This is a genomic window from Acidiphilium sp. JA12-A1, from assembly GCF_000724705.2.
Lineage (GTDB): Bacteria > Pseudomonadota > Alphaproteobacteria > Acetobacterales > Acetobacteraceae > Acidiphilium > Acidiphilium multivorum.
The window spans coordinates 72,886-88,926 of record NZ_JFHO01000015.1; the positions used below are offsets into that span (position 1 = coordinate 72,886).

15 protein-coding genes are annotated in these 16,041 nt (G+C 71.2%); 11 read left to right on the forward strand and 4 right to left on the reverse strand.

All coding sequences use genetic code 11. The features are described from left to right. Window positions 1-122: 122 nt before the first annotated feature. The 3 genes from RT91_RS03355 to RT91_RS03365 are packed head-to-tail and all read right to left on the reverse strand — an operon-like array spanning window position 123 to window position 3,081. Window positions 123-596, reverse strand: coding sequence for a CinA family protein (locus RT91_RS03355; protein WP_035185738.1), 474 nt, complete (start codon window positions 594-596; stop codon window positions 123-125). Then, window positions 593-1,060 (reverse strand): phosphatidylglycerophosphatase A, encoded by a 468-nt coding sequence (locus tag RT91_RS03360; protein WP_231295247.1) that lies wholly within the window; start codon window positions 1,058-1,060, stop codon window positions 593-595. Before RT91_RS03360 ends, RT91_RS03355 begins: the two co-directional genes overlap by 4 nt. Then, the gene (locus RT91_RS03365; RefSeq protein WP_240314172.1) at window positions 1,057-3,081 is read right to left on the reverse strand and encodes a lytic transglycosylase domain-containing protein; all 2,025 of its coding nucleotides are present in this window, start codon (window positions 3,079-3,081) and stop codon (window positions 1,057-1,059) included. Before RT91_RS03365 ends, RT91_RS03360 begins: the two co-directional genes overlap by 4 nt. 100 nt (window positions 3,082-3,181) lie before the next feature. Between RT91_RS03365 and dapA the strand changes: the two genes are divergently transcribed. The 9 genes from dapA to motA all read left to right on the forward strand — a co-directional run bounded on the left by dapA (window position 3,182) and on the right by motA (window position 11,570). Next, a complete protein-coding gene (gene dapA, locus RT91_RS03370) occupies window positions 3,182-4,060 on the forward strand; it encodes a 4-hydroxy-tetrahydrodipicolinate synthase (RefSeq protein ID WP_007423390.1) in 879 nt (292 codons plus the stop codon). Further along, window positions 4,060-4,539 (forward strand): SsrA-binding protein SmpB, encoded by a 480-nt coding sequence (gene smpB, locus RT91_RS03375; protein ID WP_007423391.1) that lies wholly within the window; start codon window positions 4,060-4,062, stop codon window positions 4,537-4,539. Before dapA ends, smpB begins: the two co-directional genes overlap by 1 nt. 68 nt (window positions 4,540-4,607) lie before the next feature. Beyond that, window positions 4,608-5,297: a sulfite oxidase-like oxidoreductase gene (locus RT91_RS03380; protein WP_007423392.1), complete on the forward strand. Its 690-nt coding sequence runs from the start codon at window positions 4,608-4,610 to the stop codon at window positions 5,295-5,297. 75 nt (window positions 5,298-5,372) lie between these two features. Further along, on the forward strand, window positions 5,373-5,858 hold the full coding sequence (locus tag RT91_RS03385) for a peroxiredoxin (RefSeq protein ID WP_007423393.1): 486 nt from the start codon (window positions 5,373-5,375) through the stop codon (window positions 5,856-5,858). Window positions 5,859-5,868: 10 nt separating this feature from the next. Next, window positions 5,869-6,966: a glycosyltransferase family 2 protein gene (locus tag RT91_RS03390; RefSeq protein WP_013640450.1), complete on the forward strand. Its 1,098-nt coding sequence runs from the start codon at window positions 5,869-5,871 to the stop codon at window positions 6,964-6,966. A gap of 100 nt (window positions 6,967-7,066) precedes the next feature. Beyond that, window positions 7,067-8,497 (forward strand): glycosyltransferase family 39 protein, encoded by a 1,431-nt coding sequence (locus tag RT91_RS03395; RefSeq protein WP_035185740.1) that lies wholly within the window; start codon window positions 7,067-7,069, stop codon window positions 8,495-8,497. Further along, on the forward strand, window positions 8,494-9,477 hold the full coding sequence (locus tag RT91_RS03400) for a threonine/serine dehydratase (RefSeq protein ID WP_013640448.1): 984 nt from the start codon (window positions 8,494-8,496) through the stop codon (window positions 9,475-9,477). The genes RT91_RS03395 and RT91_RS03400 overlap by 4 nt, the downstream gene beginning before the upstream one ends. Window positions 9,478-9,545: 68 nt before the next feature. Continuing rightward, window positions 9,546-10,661 (forward strand): flagellar motor protein MotB, encoded by a 1,116-nt coding sequence (locus RT91_RS03405; RefSeq protein WP_012039705.1) that lies wholly within the window; start codon window positions 9,546-9,548, stop codon window positions 10,659-10,661. Window positions 10,662-10,700: 39 nt separating this feature from the next. Then, window positions 10,701-11,570, forward strand: a complete 870-nt coding sequence (motA, locus tag RT91_RS03410; protein WP_007423895.1) for a flagellar motor stator protein MotA — start codon at window positions 10,701-10,703, stop codon at window positions 11,568-11,570. Window positions 11,571-11,576: 6 nt separating this feature from the next. Here motA and RT91_RS03415 read toward each other — a convergent pair whose 3' ends face one another. Further along, a complete protein-coding gene (locus RT91_RS03415; protein WP_007423896.1) occupies window positions 11,577-12,080 on the reverse strand; it encodes a GNAT family N-acetyltransferase in 504 nt (167 codons plus the stop codon). A gap of 256 nt (window positions 12,081-12,336) precedes the next feature. Here RT91_RS03415 and RT91_RS03420 point away from each other — a divergent pair, with 256 nt between their 5' ends. Together RT91_RS03420 and RT91_RS03425 are read left to right on the forward strand one after the other, a co-directional pair. Continuing rightward, on the forward strand, window positions 12,337-14,565 hold the full coding sequence (locus RT91_RS03420) for a peptidase domain-containing ABC transporter (protein WP_035185741.1): 2,229 nt from the start codon (window positions 12,337-12,339) through the stop codon (window positions 14,563-14,565). Further along, window positions 14,531-15,961 carry an HlyD family type I secretion periplasmic adaptor subunit gene (locus RT91_RS03425; protein WP_007423898.1) on the forward strand — a complete coding sequence of 477 codons (1,431 nt, stop codon included), beginning with the start codon at window positions 14,531-14,533 and terminating at the stop codon, window positions 15,959-15,961. Before RT91_RS03420 ends, RT91_RS03425 begins: the two co-directional genes overlap by 35 nt. Window positions 15,962-16,041 lie beyond the last annotated feature (80 nt).

Here is a 16,041-nt window from a genome sequence, read left to right on the forward strand (position 1 = left end):
CTCCGGTTAATCCCGAGTAAATCGAAACAATCCGGAGCGCGTTCCGATCCTCCCGGACCGGACGTAGCGCTCTACCCGGTCGACAGGATCACCAGAGCATCCTTGTCCGACCGGACGATGCCCTATCCCAGCGCCGCGGCCAGCAGGTCGAGCGCGTGGTCCACCGTCGCCCGCCGCACCGCGTCGCGGCCGCCGGGGAAGACGCGCCGCTCGGCCAGCGTCGCGCCGTCCTTCCGGGCGACGCCGAACCAGACCGTGCCGACCGGCTTCTCCGCCGATCCCCCCTCCGGCCCGGCGATCCCCGTCACCGCCACCGCGAGATCGGCCCCCGCCCGCGCCCGCGCGCCCTCGGCCATCGCCCGCGCCACCGTCTCGCTCACCGCGCCCTCCCGCGCGATCAGCCCGGGCTCGACGCCGAGCATCGCCACCTTCGCGTCGTTCGCGTAGCTGACGAAGCCGTGGCCGAACACGGCGGACGCGCCGGCGATGTCGGTCAGGGCCGCGGCGATCATCCCGCCGGTGCAGCTCTCCGCCGTCGCGATCGTCCGCCCCGCCTCCCGCGCCCGCCCGATCACGGCTGCCGCCCTCGGGTTCACAGCCCCGTCCCCGGCCAGACGAGGCGCAGCGCCGCCAGCACGATCGCGGCGAATGCGCCGGCGATCCAGTCATCCGCCATGATCCCCAGCGCGTCGTGCCGCGCATCGGCCAGGCTGATCGGCCAGGGCTTGCGGATGTCGAAGACGCGGAACAGCAGGAAGGCGAGCAGCACGCCCGAGCCGGTCAGCCAGGGCAGGCCGAGCAGGGCGATCATCTGCCCCGCGACCTCGTCGATCACGATCCAGCCGGGGTCGCGCCCCGCCATGCCGGTCCGCGGAATCGCGATCATCCCCGCCGCGCTGGCGATCACGATCCCGGCGGCGAGCGCGACGGTGCCGTAAGTATAAAGTATGCCGCCGGCGAGCAGCCCGAGCAGCGCGCCCGCGGTGCCCGGCGCGCGGGGCACGAAGCCGATGCCGAGGCCCGAGGCCACCGCCCTTCCCAGCACGTCCGATGCGCTCACCGCGACGCGGTCCACCGCACCACCGGATCGGTCGCCGGCTTCCCTTCCAGCGCGCGATAGATCACGATCCCCTCCGTCACCCGTTCCACATAGTTGCGCGTCTCCCCGAACGGGATCTCCTCGATCCACGTCACGAGATCGACGCCGCCCTGCGCCTTCGGCATGCGCGGGTCGCCATTGGCGGCGATCCATTTCTCGACGTTGCGCGGCCCGCCGTTATAGGCCGCGATCGCGAGCGGCAGGCAATCGCCGAAGCGCTGCAGCAGACGGGCGAAATACGCCGAGCCGAGGGCGACGTTCCGCGCCGGGTCATCGACCAGCGCGCCCGGCGGCAGCGCGAGTCCGGACTGCCGCGCCACCTCCCGCGCCGTCCCCGGCATCAGCTGCATCAGCCCCTCCGCGCCCGAGGGGCTGGTCGCGCGCGGATCGAAACTGCTCTCCTGGCGGATCAGCGACAGGATCACGCTGCGCGGCGGCGGCGCCGGCGGCGGCGGAACCGTGGCCGCGGCGGGTTCGAGGCGCGGCTGCCCCGGCGCCGGCAGCAGCCCCGGCGGGATCGGCCAGCCGAGATGCACCAGCATGTCCCCCGCCGTCCCGGCCATCCGCGCCACCATCACCGAGGCCGAAACCTGGCCGATCCCGTCGGCCAGCCGCGCGTCGAGATAGCGGTCGGCAAGGCTCGGGCTGAGTTCGGCCATCCGCAGCAGGAAGGCCCGCGCCCGGCGCGGCGCGCCCATCTCGGCCAGCAGCACGGCGGCCTGCGGCAATTCGCGCTCGGCGAAGGCGGTGGCCTGCCCCGTCGTCAGCCGCGGCGGGCCGAGGGCGCGGATCCGCGCCGCCAGCTGCGCCGGCGTTTCCCCCGCCTGAAGGGCGGCCAACTGGCCGTAGAACGTGTCCGGCCAGGCGGCGGCGCGCAGCAGGTCGGCCCGCGCCGCCTGGCCGCTCTCGGTCTGCGCCAGCCAGTAGAAGGCGCGGGCGCGGGTGATCACCGCGGTCGAAAGCCCGCGCAGCCGAACGAACCAGGGCCGCGCCGCGGCCGGCTCGTGCAGCATCCGCAGGGCGATGAACCCGGCGAGGAAGTCGCGGCTGGCCCGCGCGTCCTCGCCCGGCGGCCGCGCGGCGGCGACCAGCGCATAGGCGTCCTTCGCATCGCCGGCGGCGAGCAGGTCGCGCGCGAAACTCTCCCGCCGCCGCCAGAGCAGCGCGCGCGCCAGCCCCGTCGCCTGCTTCTCCGCCTCCGCCCCCAGCGCCTGCCACAGCGCGAGCCGCGCGGCCTGATCCTGTGCCGCGGCGAGTTCCGCGAAGAACAGGAACGGCGTCGCCCGCTGCGCCGTGGTCAGCGCCGCGACCGCCGCCTGCGCCTGCCTGCCGCCATGCGCGAGGGCGATGAAGGCGCGCGCGGTCGCGGCCTCGCCCGCCGGCAACTGGTCGAGCAGCATCGTCGCCACGTCGAGCTTCCCGGCGATGGCGAGGCGCGAGAACCGCGCCCAGTTGGTCTCCGGCGTCAGCAGCGCGGCGTATTTCGCCTCGAACGTCGCCGCGCCGGCCGGGCTGTCGAACCCGTCGATCCAGGCGCGCCGGGCGAAGCGCGCCGCCTCGCGCGGCGCCACCTGGTCGAGGGCGGCGGCGCAGCGCGCATTGGCGGCGGCGGTCTCGGGCAGCCGGGTGCGGCATTCGCGCCGCACCGTGGCGTCGTCCGGGTCGGCGGCCAGCGCCTCGTTCCACCGCCGCGCCAGGATTCCCTGCTCCGGCCAGTCGGGATATCTGGCCATGAACGCGGCGATCTCGGTCTCGCTCGCCGCCCCGGGGTCGAGCACCCGGTAATAGGTCACCAGCCGCGCCACCAGCCGGTCCGGCTGGGCGGCGGCCAGCGTTTCCGCCTCGGTCCAGTGATTGGCGCGGATGTCGTTCATGATCCGGGCGAGGGCGGGGGCGGGCTGCAGCGGGGCGGCGATCGCGACCGCGCCCAGCGGCGCGGGGGCGGCGCCGAGAGCGAGCAGGGACGTCAGCAGCAGCAACATCCGGACCATGCGCGAACCAATAGCAGGACTGCTCCCGCGCTCCCATACCTTGCCGCCGCCGAATGCTGCGAATAGGTTACGCGCACTCACGGAGAACACAATGTTTCACGGCTCACTGGTCGCGCTGGTCACCCCGATGCACGAAGACGGTCGCATCGACGAGGCGGCGCTCGAACGTTTCATCGAATGGCAGATCGCCGAGGGCACCAACGGCCTCGTCCCGGTCGGCACCACCGGCGAATCCCCCACGCTCAGCCATGACGAGCACAAGCGTGTGGTCGAGATCACCGTCGAGGTGGCGAGGAAACGCGTCCCGGTGATCGCCGGCGCCGGCTCGAACGCCACGCGCGAGGCCATCGGCCTCGCGAAGCACGCCGAATCCGTCGGCGCCGACGGCGTTCTCGTCGTCACCCCCTACTACAACAAGCCGACGCAGGACGGCCTGCTCCGCCACTTCACCGCGGTCGCCGACGCGATCGGCATTCCGCTCATCATCTACAACATCCCGCCCCGCTCGGTGATCGACATGAGCGTGGCGACGATGGCGCGCCTCGCGCAGCACCCCAACATCGTCGGCGTGAAGGACGCGACGGCGAACCTCACCCGCCCGCTGCACACCACCGCCGCCTGCGGCGCGTCGTTCTGCCAGCTCTCGGGCGAGGATCACACCGCGCTCGCCTTCCTCGCCGCCGGCGGCGTCGGCTGCATCTCGGTGACCGCCAACATCGCCCCGCGCCTCTGCGCCGAGATGCAGGCGGCCTGGCGCGCCGGCGACCTGAAGACCGCGATGGCGATCCAGTCCCGCCTGCTGCCCCTGCACGATGCGATGTTCGCCGAGAGCAATCCCGCCCCGGCGAAATACGCCGCCTCCCTGCTCGGATTCGGCTCGGAATTCTGCCGCCTGCCGCTCGCCCCGCTCGCCGAGGCGACGAAGGCGCAGATGCGCGCCGCGATGACCGGGCTCGGGCTGCTCGCCTGATGGCCGAGCCCCGGAAATCCGGGCTGATCTCCCACGGGATCGCGGCGCAGAACCGCAAGGCCCGGTTCAACTACACGATCAAGGACACGGTCGAGGCGGGAATCGTGCTGCGCGGCGCCGAGGTGAAGTCGCTGCGCATGGGCCGCGCCACGCTGTCCGAGGCCTTCGCCGGCGAGCGCGACGGCGAGATGTATCTCTTCAACATGTACATCCCCGAATACCAGGGCGGCGTGCTCTCCCGCTTCGACACCAAGGGCCCGCGCAAGCTGCTGCTCAAGCGCAAGCAGATCGATCAGCTCCTCGGCGCCATCGCCCGCCAGGGCTCGACCGTCGTCCCGCTCGACGTGCATTTCAACCCGCGCGGCCTCGCCAAGGTCACGCTCGGCATCGCCGAGGGCCGCAAGCAGCACGACAAGCGCCAGGCCATCGCCAAGCGCGACTGGGAACGCGACAAGGCCCGCATCCTCAAGAACCGCTGACCCCGCCGCGCGCTGGACCGCGCGCCCCTTCACCCCATATCATCGTCCGGCCCGGAAGGAGAACGGCGATGGACGAAGCGGACAAGCAGGGAAACGACGGACCGGAAATCAGCCTGATCGGCCAGATCCGCGACAAGCTGATCGGCCGCAAGCAGGACTGGTCGCGCGAGGGGCGGGGCCTGACCGGCGCCACCGCGCCGCCGGCGCAGCGCCTCCCGCCCGGCCAGCGCCTCGTCACCGACTGGCCGGTGCTCGATCTCGGCGTCCAGCCCGAGGTGCCGAAAGCCGCCTTCCGCCTCGCGATCGACGGCGCCGTCGCCAATCCCGTCACCCTCGACTGGGACGGGTTCATGGCCCTGCCGCAGCAGGACAGCGTGTCGGACATGCACTGCGTCACCACCTGGTCGCGCTACGACAATCACTGGCGCGGCGTGTCGATCCGCACCATCCTCGACCTGGTGCGGCCGCACCCGGAGGCGACCCACGTCCTCTTCGAATCCTATGACGACTACACGACCAATCTCCGCCTCGACCAGTTCGCCGCCGAGGACTGCTACCTGGTGCACAGCTGGGAGGGAAAGCCGCTGACCCGCCAGCACGGCGGCCCGGTGCGGGTGCTGGTGCCGCGCTACTATCTCTGGAAATCCGCCAAATGGGTCCGCCGCATCACCTTCGCGACGGCCGACCGCAAGGGCTTCTGGGAAACCCGCGGCTACAACAACAACGCCGATCCCTGGGCCGAGGAACGCTACGCCTGAACCGCCCGCCTTCACGCGCGGCCCGGCTTCGGCTACCAGTCTGCTCGAACAGGCCATCCAATCAGGAGAGACGCGATGATCAAGGTGGGCGACAGGCTCCCGGCCATGAAGCTGATGACCCCCGGCGCCGAGGGACCGCAGGAGATCGACACCGGCGAGCTGTTCGCCGGCAAGACGGTGGTGCTCTTCGCCGTTCCCGGCGCCTTCACCCCCACCTGCAGCGCGAAGCACGTTCCCGGCTTCCTCGAGCATTACGACGCGCTGAAGGCGAAGGGTGTCGACGAGATCGCCTGCATCGCGGTGAACGACGTGTTCGTGATGACCGCCTGGGCCGAGAGCCAGAAGGCCGGCGGCAAGATCACCTTCCTCGCCGACGGCTCCGGCGCCTTCACCCGCGCCCTCGGCCTCGAGCTCGACCTCATCGCCCGCGGCCTCGGCGTCCGCAGCCAGCGCTATGCCCTGGTCGCGCAGGACGGGCTGGTGACGCATCTCGCCATCGAGCAACCGGGCGGCTTCGAGGTCAGCCGGGCCGAGGCGGTGCTGGAGGCGCTCGGCGGCTGAGCCTGCCCGCGTGACGGCCTGCCGCAGCCCTGTCCTCAGCGTCGTCGTTCCCTGCTATCGCGAGGAGCCGAACGTCGCCCCCATGGTCGCCGCCCTCGATGCCGCCCTCGCCGGCATCGACTGGGAGGTGATCTTCGTCGACGACGACAGCCCCGACGGCACGGCCGACGCCGCCCGCGCCCTGGCGCGGACCGACACCCGCGTCCGCTGCCTCCGCCGCGTCGGCCGCCGCGGCCTGTCCTCGGCCGTCATCGAGGGGGCGCTGTCCAGTTCCGCCCCCTTCGTCGCGGTGATCGACGGCGACCTCCAGCACGACGAGACCATCCTCCCCGCGATGCTCGACGCCGTGCGCGCGGGGGCGGACATCGCGGTGGGCAGCCGCCATGTCGGCGGCGGCGACGCCGCCGGCCTCGCCTCGCCGCTGCGCCAGCGCCTTTCCGCCGCCGGCATCGGCCTCGCCCGGAAACTCGCCGGTGTTGCGATCTCCGACCCGATGAGCGGCTTCTTCCTCCTCCGCCAGTCGCTGTTCGAGGACCTGGCGCACCGGCTGAACGGGCAGGGCTTCAAGATCCTGCTCGACCTGCTGCTCTCCGCGCCGACCCCGCTGAAGGTCGCCGAACTCCCCTACCGCTTCCGCCCCCGCGCCGCCGGCGAAAGCAAGCTCGACATCCTGGTGATGGTCCAGTTCGCCGGCCAGTTCGTCGACCGCGCGCTCGGCGGCATGGTGCCGCTGCGCTTCATCGCCTTCGCCCTGGTCGGCCTGTTCGGCATTTTCGTGAACCTCGCGGCAATGCAGGCGAGCCGCGCCGCCGGGCTCGGTTTCGGCCCGGCGCAGACGCTCGGCACCATCGTCGCCATGGTCGCCAATTTCGAGCTGAACAACCGCCTGACCTACCGCACGATGAAGCTGCGCGGCGTGCGCTACTGGCAGGGTCTCGTGCTGTTCATGCTGGTCTGCGGCCTCGGCGCCATCGCCAATATCGGCATCGCCGGCGCGCTCTATCATCGGGGCGACGCCAACGGCCTCGCCGCCAGCGCCGCCGGCTCGGCGATCGGCGTGGTCTGGAACTACGCGGTCTCCGCCACCCTGGTCTGGCGCGTGCGATGAGCGCGCAAAAGTCGTGCGTGCGATGAGCGCGCAAAAGCCGTGCGTGCGATGAGCGCGCAGAACCGATGCGTGCGATGAGCGCGCCGGACCGGTCCGGGCGATGAGCCGCCAGGCCTGGCTGGCGGCCCTGGCCGGCCTTACCCTCCTCCGCCTCGTCCTCGCCGCCCTCATCCCGCTCTCCCCGGACGAGACCTATTACTGGCTGTGGTCGAGGCACCTCGCCACCGGCTATTACGACGACGCGCCGCTGATCGCGCTCTGGATCCGGGCCGGCACGTTCATCGCCGGCAACGGCGCGCTCGGCATCCGCCTGCTCTCGCCGCTCTCCGCCGCGATCGGCACGCTGCTGCTCTGGCGCGCCGGCGAGGATCTCTTTCCCAACCGCCGCGCCGGCCTCACCGCCGCGCTCCTGCTCAACGCCACCCTGGTGCTGAATGCCGGCGCCATCATCACCACGCCGGACACGCCGCTCCTGCTGTTCTGGACCGCTGCGATCTGGGCGATGGCGCGCTGGCTCGCCACCGGCGACGACCGCTGGTTTCTCGCCGCCGGCCTCGCCGCGGGGCTCGGCTTCGAGGCCAAATATACCGCCGCCCTGCTCTTCGTCGCCATCGGCCTGTTCATGCTCGCCACGCGCGAGGGCAGGGCGGGGCTACGCCGACCGCTGCCCTGGCTCGGGCTGCTGCTCGGCCTGCTGGCGATGCTGCCGGTGGTCCTGTGGAACGCGGCGCATGGCTGGGCGAGCTTCGCCAAGCAGGGCGGCCGCTCCGCGCATCTCGACCTGGCCGGGACGCCCGGCCACCTGCTCGGGCTGATCGGCGGGCAGGCCGGCCTCGCCACCCCGATCGTCCTCGGCCTGATGGCCTGGGGCGTCTGGTCGCTGCGGCGCGACCGTTCCGCCCCCGCCCGCCTGGTCCTGCTCGCCGTGCTGGTGCCCGCCGCCGTCTTTGTCGAGCACACGCTCTCCGGCCCGGTGCAGGCGAACTGGCCCGCCATCCTCTACCCCGGCGCCGCCCTCGCCGCCGGCGCCATCGCCCCGCGCATCGCCCGCGCCTGGCTGCGGGCCGCCGCGGCGCTCGGCTTCCTGCTCGCCGCGATCGTCTGGCTCCAGGCCGCCGCCGCTCCGTTCCCGCTGCCCCCGCACCGCGACCCGACCGCGATCCGCCTCGCCGGCTGGAAGGCGCTGGCGCGCGAGGTCGCCCGCGCCGCCGCGTCGCGCCACCTCACCGTGATCGCCAGCACCGACTACAGCACCCTGTCCGAACTCGCGCACGACCTGCCGCCCCGCTTCGCCGTGGTCGGACTCGGCCCGCGCTGGCGCTTCTTCGCCGCCCCGCCGGCCGCGCCGGGCACGCCGGTCCTGCTGGTCGAACCGTCCTGGCTCGCCGGCTTCGCCGCAAGCGAGGTCGCCGCCGCCGTCCCCGCCGGCCATGCCGCCCGCCGCCGCGCCGGCGTCGCGATCGAATCCTACGTCCTGTCCGCCGCCCGGCTCGCCGCCGCCCCCGCCGCACTCATGAGGCCCAAGCAATGACCCGCCTGCCCACCGCCGAGGATGTTCTCGCCGCCCGCGCCCTCATCGCCCCGCACATCGTCCGCACCCCGGCGCTGCGCTCTCCCGCGCTCGACGAGCGGACCGGCGCGGAGGTGTTCATCAAGGCCGAGCCGCTGCAGCGCACCGGCAGCTTCAAGCTGCGCGGCGCGACCAACGCGATCCTGCGGCTCGCCCCCGCGGCGCGCGCGGCCGGCGTCGTCGCCTATTCCTCGGGCAATCACGGCCAGGCGGTGGCCTGCGCCGCCGCCGCCCTCGGGATTCCCGCCACCATCGTGATGCCGCGCGACGCCCCCGCCATCAAGCGCGACTCGACCGCCGCCTGGGGGGCCGACATCGTGCAGTACGACCGCCGCACCGAGGACCGCGAGGCGATCGGCGCCGCCATCGCCGCCCGCACCGGCGCCGCCCTGATCCCCCCCTACGACCATCCGGACGTGATCGCCGGGCAGGGCACCCTCGCCCTCGAACTGGTGGAGGATGCGCGGGCAGCGGGCGCCGAACTCGATCTCGTCTTCGTCTGCACCGGCGGCGGCGGCCTGACCGCCGGCTGCGCCCTCGCCCTCGAACACGCCTCGCCCGCGACCCGGCTGATCGCCGTCGAGCCCGAGGGCTGGGACGATACCGGCCGCTCGCTGGCCGCCGGCACCCGCCTCGCCAACGACGGCGCGGGCTCCGCGCTCTGCGACGCGCTGATGGCGATGACGCCCGGCGAACTCACCTTCGCGCTCAACGCGCCCCGCCTCGCCGGCGCCGTCGCCGTCGGCGAGTCGCAGGTGCTCGCCGCGATGGGCTTCGCGCTGCGCCATCTCAAGCTCGCGGTCGAGCCCGGCGGCGCGGTGGCGCTGGCGGCGGTGCTGGCCGAGGCGCTGCCGCTCGACGGCCTGGCGGTGGGAGTCGTTCTCTCCGGCGGCAATGCCGATCCCGGAACGCTGGCCCGCGCCCTCGAAGTCACCTGCTGACGGTCTCCGATTCAGCCTTTTTTAACCCCCACCCCCGATACTCCGCCCCGAAAGGTGGCAAGGGGTTCATGGCGCAGCGCAAGAAGAAGGGCGGCAAGGGGGGCGATCAGGCGGTCAACCTGATCATCCGCCGCGAGGAGATCGTCGAGGGCGGCCATCACGGCGGCGCCTGGAAGGTCGCCTATGCCGACTTCGTGACCGCGATGATGGCCTTCTTCCTGCTGATGTGGCTGATCAACGCGACGACCGAGGCGCAGCGCGTCGGCCTCGCCGACTATTTCAGCCAGGCCAACGTGCTCAACCGCGCCGCCTCCGGCGAGGGCAAGCCGTTCGGCGGCAGCACCCCGTTCGACAAGGGCGCCCTCTCGTCGGATCGCGGGGCGGTGCGCGTCACCGTCGGCCACAACCCGGTCTCCTACCAGGTGCCGCACACGCCGCAGGGCCAGCAGATCCGCCCGGATCATCCCACCGGCAACGACATGGTGAACACCTCGCCCGGCGCCGGCCACAAGCCGCGTGCCTCCGGCGCCACCGCGTCGAACGCGGCGCCGAAGCCCGCGCCCGAGTTGCAGAAGCCCGCTTCGCCCGCCGCCGGGGCGCGGTCCGCGCCGTCCGGCGAGAAGGCCGCCGCCGGCACCGGCGGCGCCATCGGCGGCCTCGCCCCCGGCAATCTCGGCGAAGCCCGCTTCAGGACCGCGGGTTCCGAGATCCGGCAGATGATGGCGCAGGACCCGGATCTGGCGTCGCTCTCGAAACAGGTCAGCGTCCACGTCACGCCGCGGGGCCTGCGCATCCAGATCATGGACGCGCACAAGCGGCCGATGTTCGCGCTCGGCTCGGCCCGGCCGAACCCGATGACGCTGGAACTGCTCACCAAGATCGCGCCGATCCTGTCCCGGCTGGGCGACCGGATCCGCATCGCCGGCTACACCGATGCCCGGCCCTATGTCGCCGGTCCCAAGGACAACTGGGACCTGTCCGTCGAGCGCGCGAACGCGACGCGCGCGGTCCTGGTCAAGGCCGGCTTTCCGAAGCGGCTGATCGCGCGCGTGAGCGGCTATGCCGACCGCAAGCTGCTCATCCCATCCAATCCGCTGGCGGCAGCCAATCGGCGGGTGGGAATACTGGTGGTGCGTCCGGCACTGCCGGAAGGGGTCAAAACAGATGGTGCCAAGGCGCCATGACCCGAACGGAGATGCAATGTTCTGAGATTTCGGTGAAATATGCTCACTTTGGGAGGCGTTGCATTCCTGCTCGTCTGCGTGTTCGGCGTCTTTATCGTGACGGGCGGGGCGATCGGTCCGCTGCTGAAATCGATGCCCTTCGAACTCATCACGATCGGCGGCGCCGCGGTCGGCACCTTCGTGGCCGGCAACTCGATGCACGACATCAAGCACACGCTGGCCGGCTTCAAGAAGGTGCTGCGCGGCGGCGCCTTCAAGAAGGCCGACTACACTGACCTGCTGTGCCTGCTGTTCTACCTTGTCCGCCTCGCCGCGACGCGCGGCGCCATGGCGCTGGAGCCGCATATCGAGCGTCCGGAGGAAAGCCCGGTCTTCAAGCACTTCCCGGCCATCCTCAAGAACGAGGAAGCCACCGCGATCATCTGCGACTATCTGCGGATGGTCGGCATGAACGCCGACGATCCGCACCAGATCGAGGACGTGATGGCCCGCGAACTGCGCAAGACCCTGGCCGAGGAGCTGCACGGCGCCCACACGCTGCAGACGATGGCGGACGGCCTGCCCGCGCTCGGCATCGTCGCCGCGGTGCTCGGCGTGATCAAGACGATGGCGCATATCAGCCAGCCGCCCGCCGTGCTCGGCGAAATGATCGGCGAGGCGCTGACCGGCACCTTCCTCGGCGTGCTGCTCGCCTATGGCGTGGTGGGGCCGCTCTCGGTGCGGCTGCGCGGCGTGGTCGAGGAGGATTCCCGTTATTTCGAGGTGATCCGCGCGGTGCTGGTCGCGCATCTGCACGGCAACGCGCCGCAGGTCAGCGTCGAGGTCGGCCGCAAGATGGTGCCCAACCTGTTCATGCCGACCTTCCAGGAACTGGAGGAATCCGTGGAGTCCCTCAAGATCGCCGCCTGACCGTCCTCAACCCTGGCCGCCGAGATGGCGCTGCATGATCACCACGTCGATCCAGCGGCCGAACTTGAACCCCACATCGCGGAGCGTCCCCACCCGCTGGAAACCGAGACTGGCATGCACCCCGATCGAGCCGACATTCTCCGAATCGCCGATCACGGCGAGCATCTCCCGGAATCCGGCGGCGCGCGCCTCGTCGAGCAGCCGCGCGACCAGCGCCTTGCCCACCCCCTGGCCGCGCACGTCCTCGCGCACATAGACGCTGTCCTCGGCGGTGAACCGGTAGGCCGAGCGGGCGCGGTACTGGTCGAAATAGGCGAAGCCGAGAATGCCCGTCGCATCGGCGGCGACCACCCAGGCGCGTCCCGCGCCGGTGACCTCGCGAAACCGCGCCGTCAGCGCTTCGAGGGAGGGCGGCACCTCGTCGAACGTTCCGGTCCCCTCCAGCACGTGATGGGCATAGATCGCCTGGCAGGCGGGCAGGTCTTCCGGGGCGGCGGGGCGGATATCCATGGTCGCGTGCTCCTTGGCAGATCGCTGCCTGATCCAGCACCGCCGGGGCCGAAACGCAAGACCCGTTTCGCGGCGGGTTCAAATCTATGGAAAAAGCGTCCGCACATGTGCTAACGGAGTGTTGAATGTTTGATTTGATATTTGATTTCGTAACCGGGTGCGGTTTTGGCACCCCGCGGCGCCGGTTCACGGCGTGGCAGACCGGCAGGCGCGCCCCGGACGAAAGATCTATCGCAACGGGGAAAGATCTTGTCTGATGAGCGAGACAATCGAGCCGGTGGATGCCGCGCCGGATGGCGGCAGGGAGCTTCACGTGCGCGTGCTGGCGGTCAGGGCCGCGGCCCGGTTCCACGGAATCGACCTCGATCCTGAACTCCTGCGCAAGGAGGGCGGCGGCGCGCCGCCATCCTCCGCCGGTCTCGTCGAATGGACGCGCGATGCCGGGCTCTGGGCCCGCGCGATCCGCGCCAATTTCCGCCAGCTCCTCAAGATCGAGACGACGGCGCCGGTCATCCTGCTGCTGAAGGATGGCGGCGCGGCGATCATGGTCGCCGCCGACCGCGAGCGCGCCGTCGTGTTCCTGCGCGACCCCCGCGCCCCGCAGGGTACCGCGCCCGTCCCGGTCGACGAGCTGCAGCTCGGCCAGCTGTGGGACGGCACGGTGCTCCTCGTCCGCGGCGAGCGCGGCGAGGACGATGCCGAGCCGGTCTTCAACTTCGCGCTCCTCTTCCGCATGGTCTGGCGCGAGAAGCGCATCCTGCGCGACATCGCGATCAGCTCGGTCACGCTCACCGTGCTGCAGGTGATCCCGGCGCTGCTGGTCATGGTCGTGCTCAACTCGGTGATCGAGTACCACGCGATGAACACGCTGGCGCTGATCTCGATCGTCTTCGTCATCGCCATCCTCTGGGAGGCGGTGCTCACCTGGGGCCGGCAGATGATGCTGGTGATGCTCTCCACCAGGCTCGACGCCCGGCTGAACCTGATGATCTTCGACCGGCTGATGACGATCCCGATCGAGTTCTTCGAGCGCAACCAGGCCGGCCAGATCGGCTACAAGGTCGGCCAGATCTACCGCGTGCGCGACTTCATCACCGGCCGGCTGCTGACCACCTTCATCAACATCTTCATGATCGCGCTGGTCCTGCCGATCCTGTTCTACCTCAACGCCTTCCTCGCCTGGACGGTGCTGATCGCCTCGGCCACCATCGCCGTCATCATCACCGCCTTCCTGCCCGCGCTCGCCCGGCTGACCGGCCGCATCATCGAGGCCGAGAGCCGGAAGGGCGCGGTGCTGGTCGAAAGCCTCTACGGCGTGCGCACGGTCAAGGCGCTGGCGCTCGAGAAGGTCCGCTCCGATGACTGGGACGGCCGGGTGGCGCTCACCAGCCAGCTCAATCTCGAGATGGGCCGGCTCTCCGCCTGGCCGCAGGTGCTGTCGCTGCCGCTCGAGCGCTACGCGACGATCGGCGTGCTGCTGCTCGGCGGCTATGTCGCGCTCACCTCGCAGAACCCGCTCGCCGCCGGCTCGCTGGTCGGCTTCATGCTGCTCGGCGGCCGCGTCGCCGGCCCGCTGATCTCCTTCGCCCGCCTCGTGCAGGACGCGCAGGAGGCCCGCGCCGCCGTCGGCATCGTCGGCGAGGTGCTGAACCGGCCGACCGAGCGCCGCGCGATGAACACCGGCCTGCGCCCCGCCTTCCGCGGCGCCGTCGCCTTCGAGGAGGTCACCTTCACCTACGAGGGCGGCAAGACGCCGGCGCTGAACAAGGTCAGCTTCTCGATCCCCGAGGGCACCATGCTCGGCATCGTCGGCCGTTCCGGCTCGGGCAAGTCGACCATCACGCGCCTGCTCCAGGGCATCAACCGCGACTATCTCGGCGCCGTGAAGATCGACAACACCGAACTGCGCGAGATCAATCTCCGTCATCTGCGCAAGAGCTTCGGCGTCGTCCTGCAGGACAATTTCCTCTTCCGCGGCTCGGTGCGCGACAACATCTTCGCCGGCCGTCCCGGCCTCACCTTCGAGGATGCGATCCGCGCCGCCCGCCTCGCCGGCGCCGAGGAATTCATCGAGCGCCTGCCCCAGGGCTACGAAACCTTCGTCGAGGAGGGCTCGCCCAACCTCTCGGGCGGCCAGAAGCAGCGCCTCGCCATCGCCCGCGCCCTGATCGCCGACCCCCGCCTGCTCATCCTCGACGAGGCGACGAGCGCGCTCGACCCCGAAAGCGAGGCGCTGATCAACGCCAACCTGCTGCGCATCGCCCGCGGCCGGACGATGGTGATCGTCTCCCACCGTCTCGCCTCGCTGGTCGATTGCGACATGATCCTGGTCATGGATGCCGGCCGTGTCGTCGATATCGGCCGGCACGCCGATCTCGTCGAGCGTTGCGCGATCTACCGCCATCTCTGGCTCCAGCAGAACCGCCACATGAATCCCGAAGGAGGCCGCCATGCGCCGACCCCGACCCTCGCGCAAGGCGACTGACCGGCTGCCGCCCTCCGGCGGCAGCCTCGCCCTGGCCGATCCCGCCTCGCTGTCGGACCTGCCGCTGCCGCTGCTGGAATTCCAGTCGCCGACGGCGGCGGTGATCGCGACGCCGGTGTCGATCGTCTCGCGCTACACCATGCTGCTCGTCACCGCCCTGGTGGCGACGCTGATCGCCGTCGCGGCCGTCGTGCGCATCCCCAAGGTGGTCTCGGCGCCCGGCCGGCTGGTCTCCACCGCCCCGAACGTCCTGCTCCAGCCCTTCGACACCTCGATCGTCCAGGCGATCGACGTCCACGAGGGCGAGATCGTCCACAAGGGCGAGATCCTGGCGAAGCTGAACCCCACCTTCGCCAGCGCCAATCTGCGCGCGCTGAGCGCCGAGGTGATCCAGCTCGCCGCCCGGCGCGACCGTCTCGCCGCCGAGGCGGGCGGCACCACCTACGCGCCGGCGCATCCCAACGCGGCGCAGCGTCTCCAGGCCGCGATCTTCCAGAGCCGCAAGGCCGAGCGCATCTACACGATCGAGAATTACGACCAGAAGATCGCCGAGCTGCGCATGATCATCGCCAAGAGCGACAGCGAGGCGGGGTTCTACCGCAAGCAGGTCGGCGTGGCGAAGGATGTCGAGCACATGCGCGACCAGCTCCAGCGCATGCAGGTCGGCAGCAAGCTCAACTCCCTGCTTGCCCGGAACGACCGGCTGACCGTGTCCAGCTCGCTCTCCAGCGCGCTGGCCACCGCCGCCGCCGGCGAGCGCGACCTCGCCGCCCAGCAGGCCGAGCGCGACGCCTATGAAAAGAAATGGATCGCCGATGTCGGGGAGAAACTCGCCGAGACCGACAGCAAGCTGATCGCCACCGAGCAGGACCTCGCCAAGGCGCGGCTGCAGAGCCAGCTCGTGGTGATGCGCGCGCCGCGCGACGCCATCGTGCTCACCGTCGCCCATGTCTCGGTCGGCTCGGTGCTGCGGTCGGGGGCCAAGTTCATCACCCTGGTGCCGCTGGACGCCCCGCTCGAGGTCGAGGCCGATATCAGCGGCGCCGAATCCGGCCATGTCCATGTCGGCGATCCGGTCACGGTGAAATTCGCCACCTTCGATTACCTACGCTACGGCACCGCCCGCGGCACGCTCCGTTCGGTCAGCGCCGACAGTTTCAGCTCCGACCAGCCGCCGGCGGAGGGCGCCTCGCCGCTGCCCAACCGGCCGCGCGGCCTCTACTACAAGGCCCGCATCTCGATCGACAGGCTGATGCTGCACGGCGTGCCGCCCAGCTTCCGCCTCACCCCTGGCATGCCGCTCACCGCCGACATCAAGACCGGCCGGCGCACCATCCTCTCCTATTTCATGACCAAGCTGCTGCCGGTCGCGACCGACAGCATGCGCGAGCCCTGAGGGGGGCATCCCGCGCCGATGCGACTGCTGGACCATCTGGCGGCGCTTTCGCCGCCCAGGGCCCTCCGCCGGGCGCGGCG

Excerpts from the sequence above, each read along its gene's own strand:
- RT91_RS03365 (WP_240314172.1), bottom strand. The coding sequence starts at position 3,081 with ATGTTGCTGCTGCTGACGTCCCTGCTCGCTCTCGGCGCCGCCCCCGCG.
- dapA (WP_007423390.1), top strand. The coding sequence starts at position 3,182 with ATGTTTCACGGCTCACTGGTCGCGCTGGTCACCCCGATGCACGAAGAC.
- smpB (WP_007423391.1), top strand. The coding sequence starts at position 4,060 with ATGGCCGAGCCCCGGAAATCCGGGCTGATCTCCCACGGGATCGCGGCG.
- RT91_RS03380 (WP_007423392.1), top strand. The coding sequence starts at position 4,608 with ATGGACGAAGCGGACAAGCAGGGAAACGACGGACCGGAAATCAGCCTG.
- RT91_RS03385 (WP_007423393.1), top strand. The coding sequence starts at position 5,373 with ATGATCAAGGTGGGCGACAGGCTCCCGGCCATGAAGCTGATGACCCCC.
- RT91_RS03395 (WP_035185740.1), top strand. The coding sequence starts at position 7,067 with ATGAGCCGCCAGGCCTGGCTGGCGGCCCTGGCCGGCCTTACCCTCCTC.
- RT91_RS03400 (WP_013640448.1), top strand. The coding sequence starts at position 8,494 with ATGACCCGCCTGCCCACCGCCGAGGATGTTCTCGCCGCCCGCGCCCTC.
- RT91_RS03405 (WP_012039705.1), top strand. The coding sequence starts at position 9,546 with ATGGCGCAGCGCAAGAAGAAGGGCGGCAAGGGGGGCGATCAGGCGGTC.
- motA (WP_007423895.1), top strand. The coding sequence starts at position 10,701 with ATGCTCACTTTGGGAGGCGTTGCATTCCTGCTCGTCTGCGTGTTCGGC.
- RT91_RS03415 (WP_007423896.1), bottom strand. The coding sequence starts at position 12,080 with ATGGATATCCGCCCCGCCGCCCCGGAAGACCTGCCCGCCTGCCAGGCG.
- RT91_RS03420 (WP_035185741.1), top strand. The coding sequence starts at position 12,337 with ATGAGCGAGACAATCGAGCCGGTGGATGCCGCGCCGGATGGCGGCAGG.
- RT91_RS03425 (WP_007423898.1), top strand. The coding sequence starts at position 14,531 with ATGCGCCGACCCCGACCCTCGCGCAAGGCGACTGACCGGCTGCCGCCC.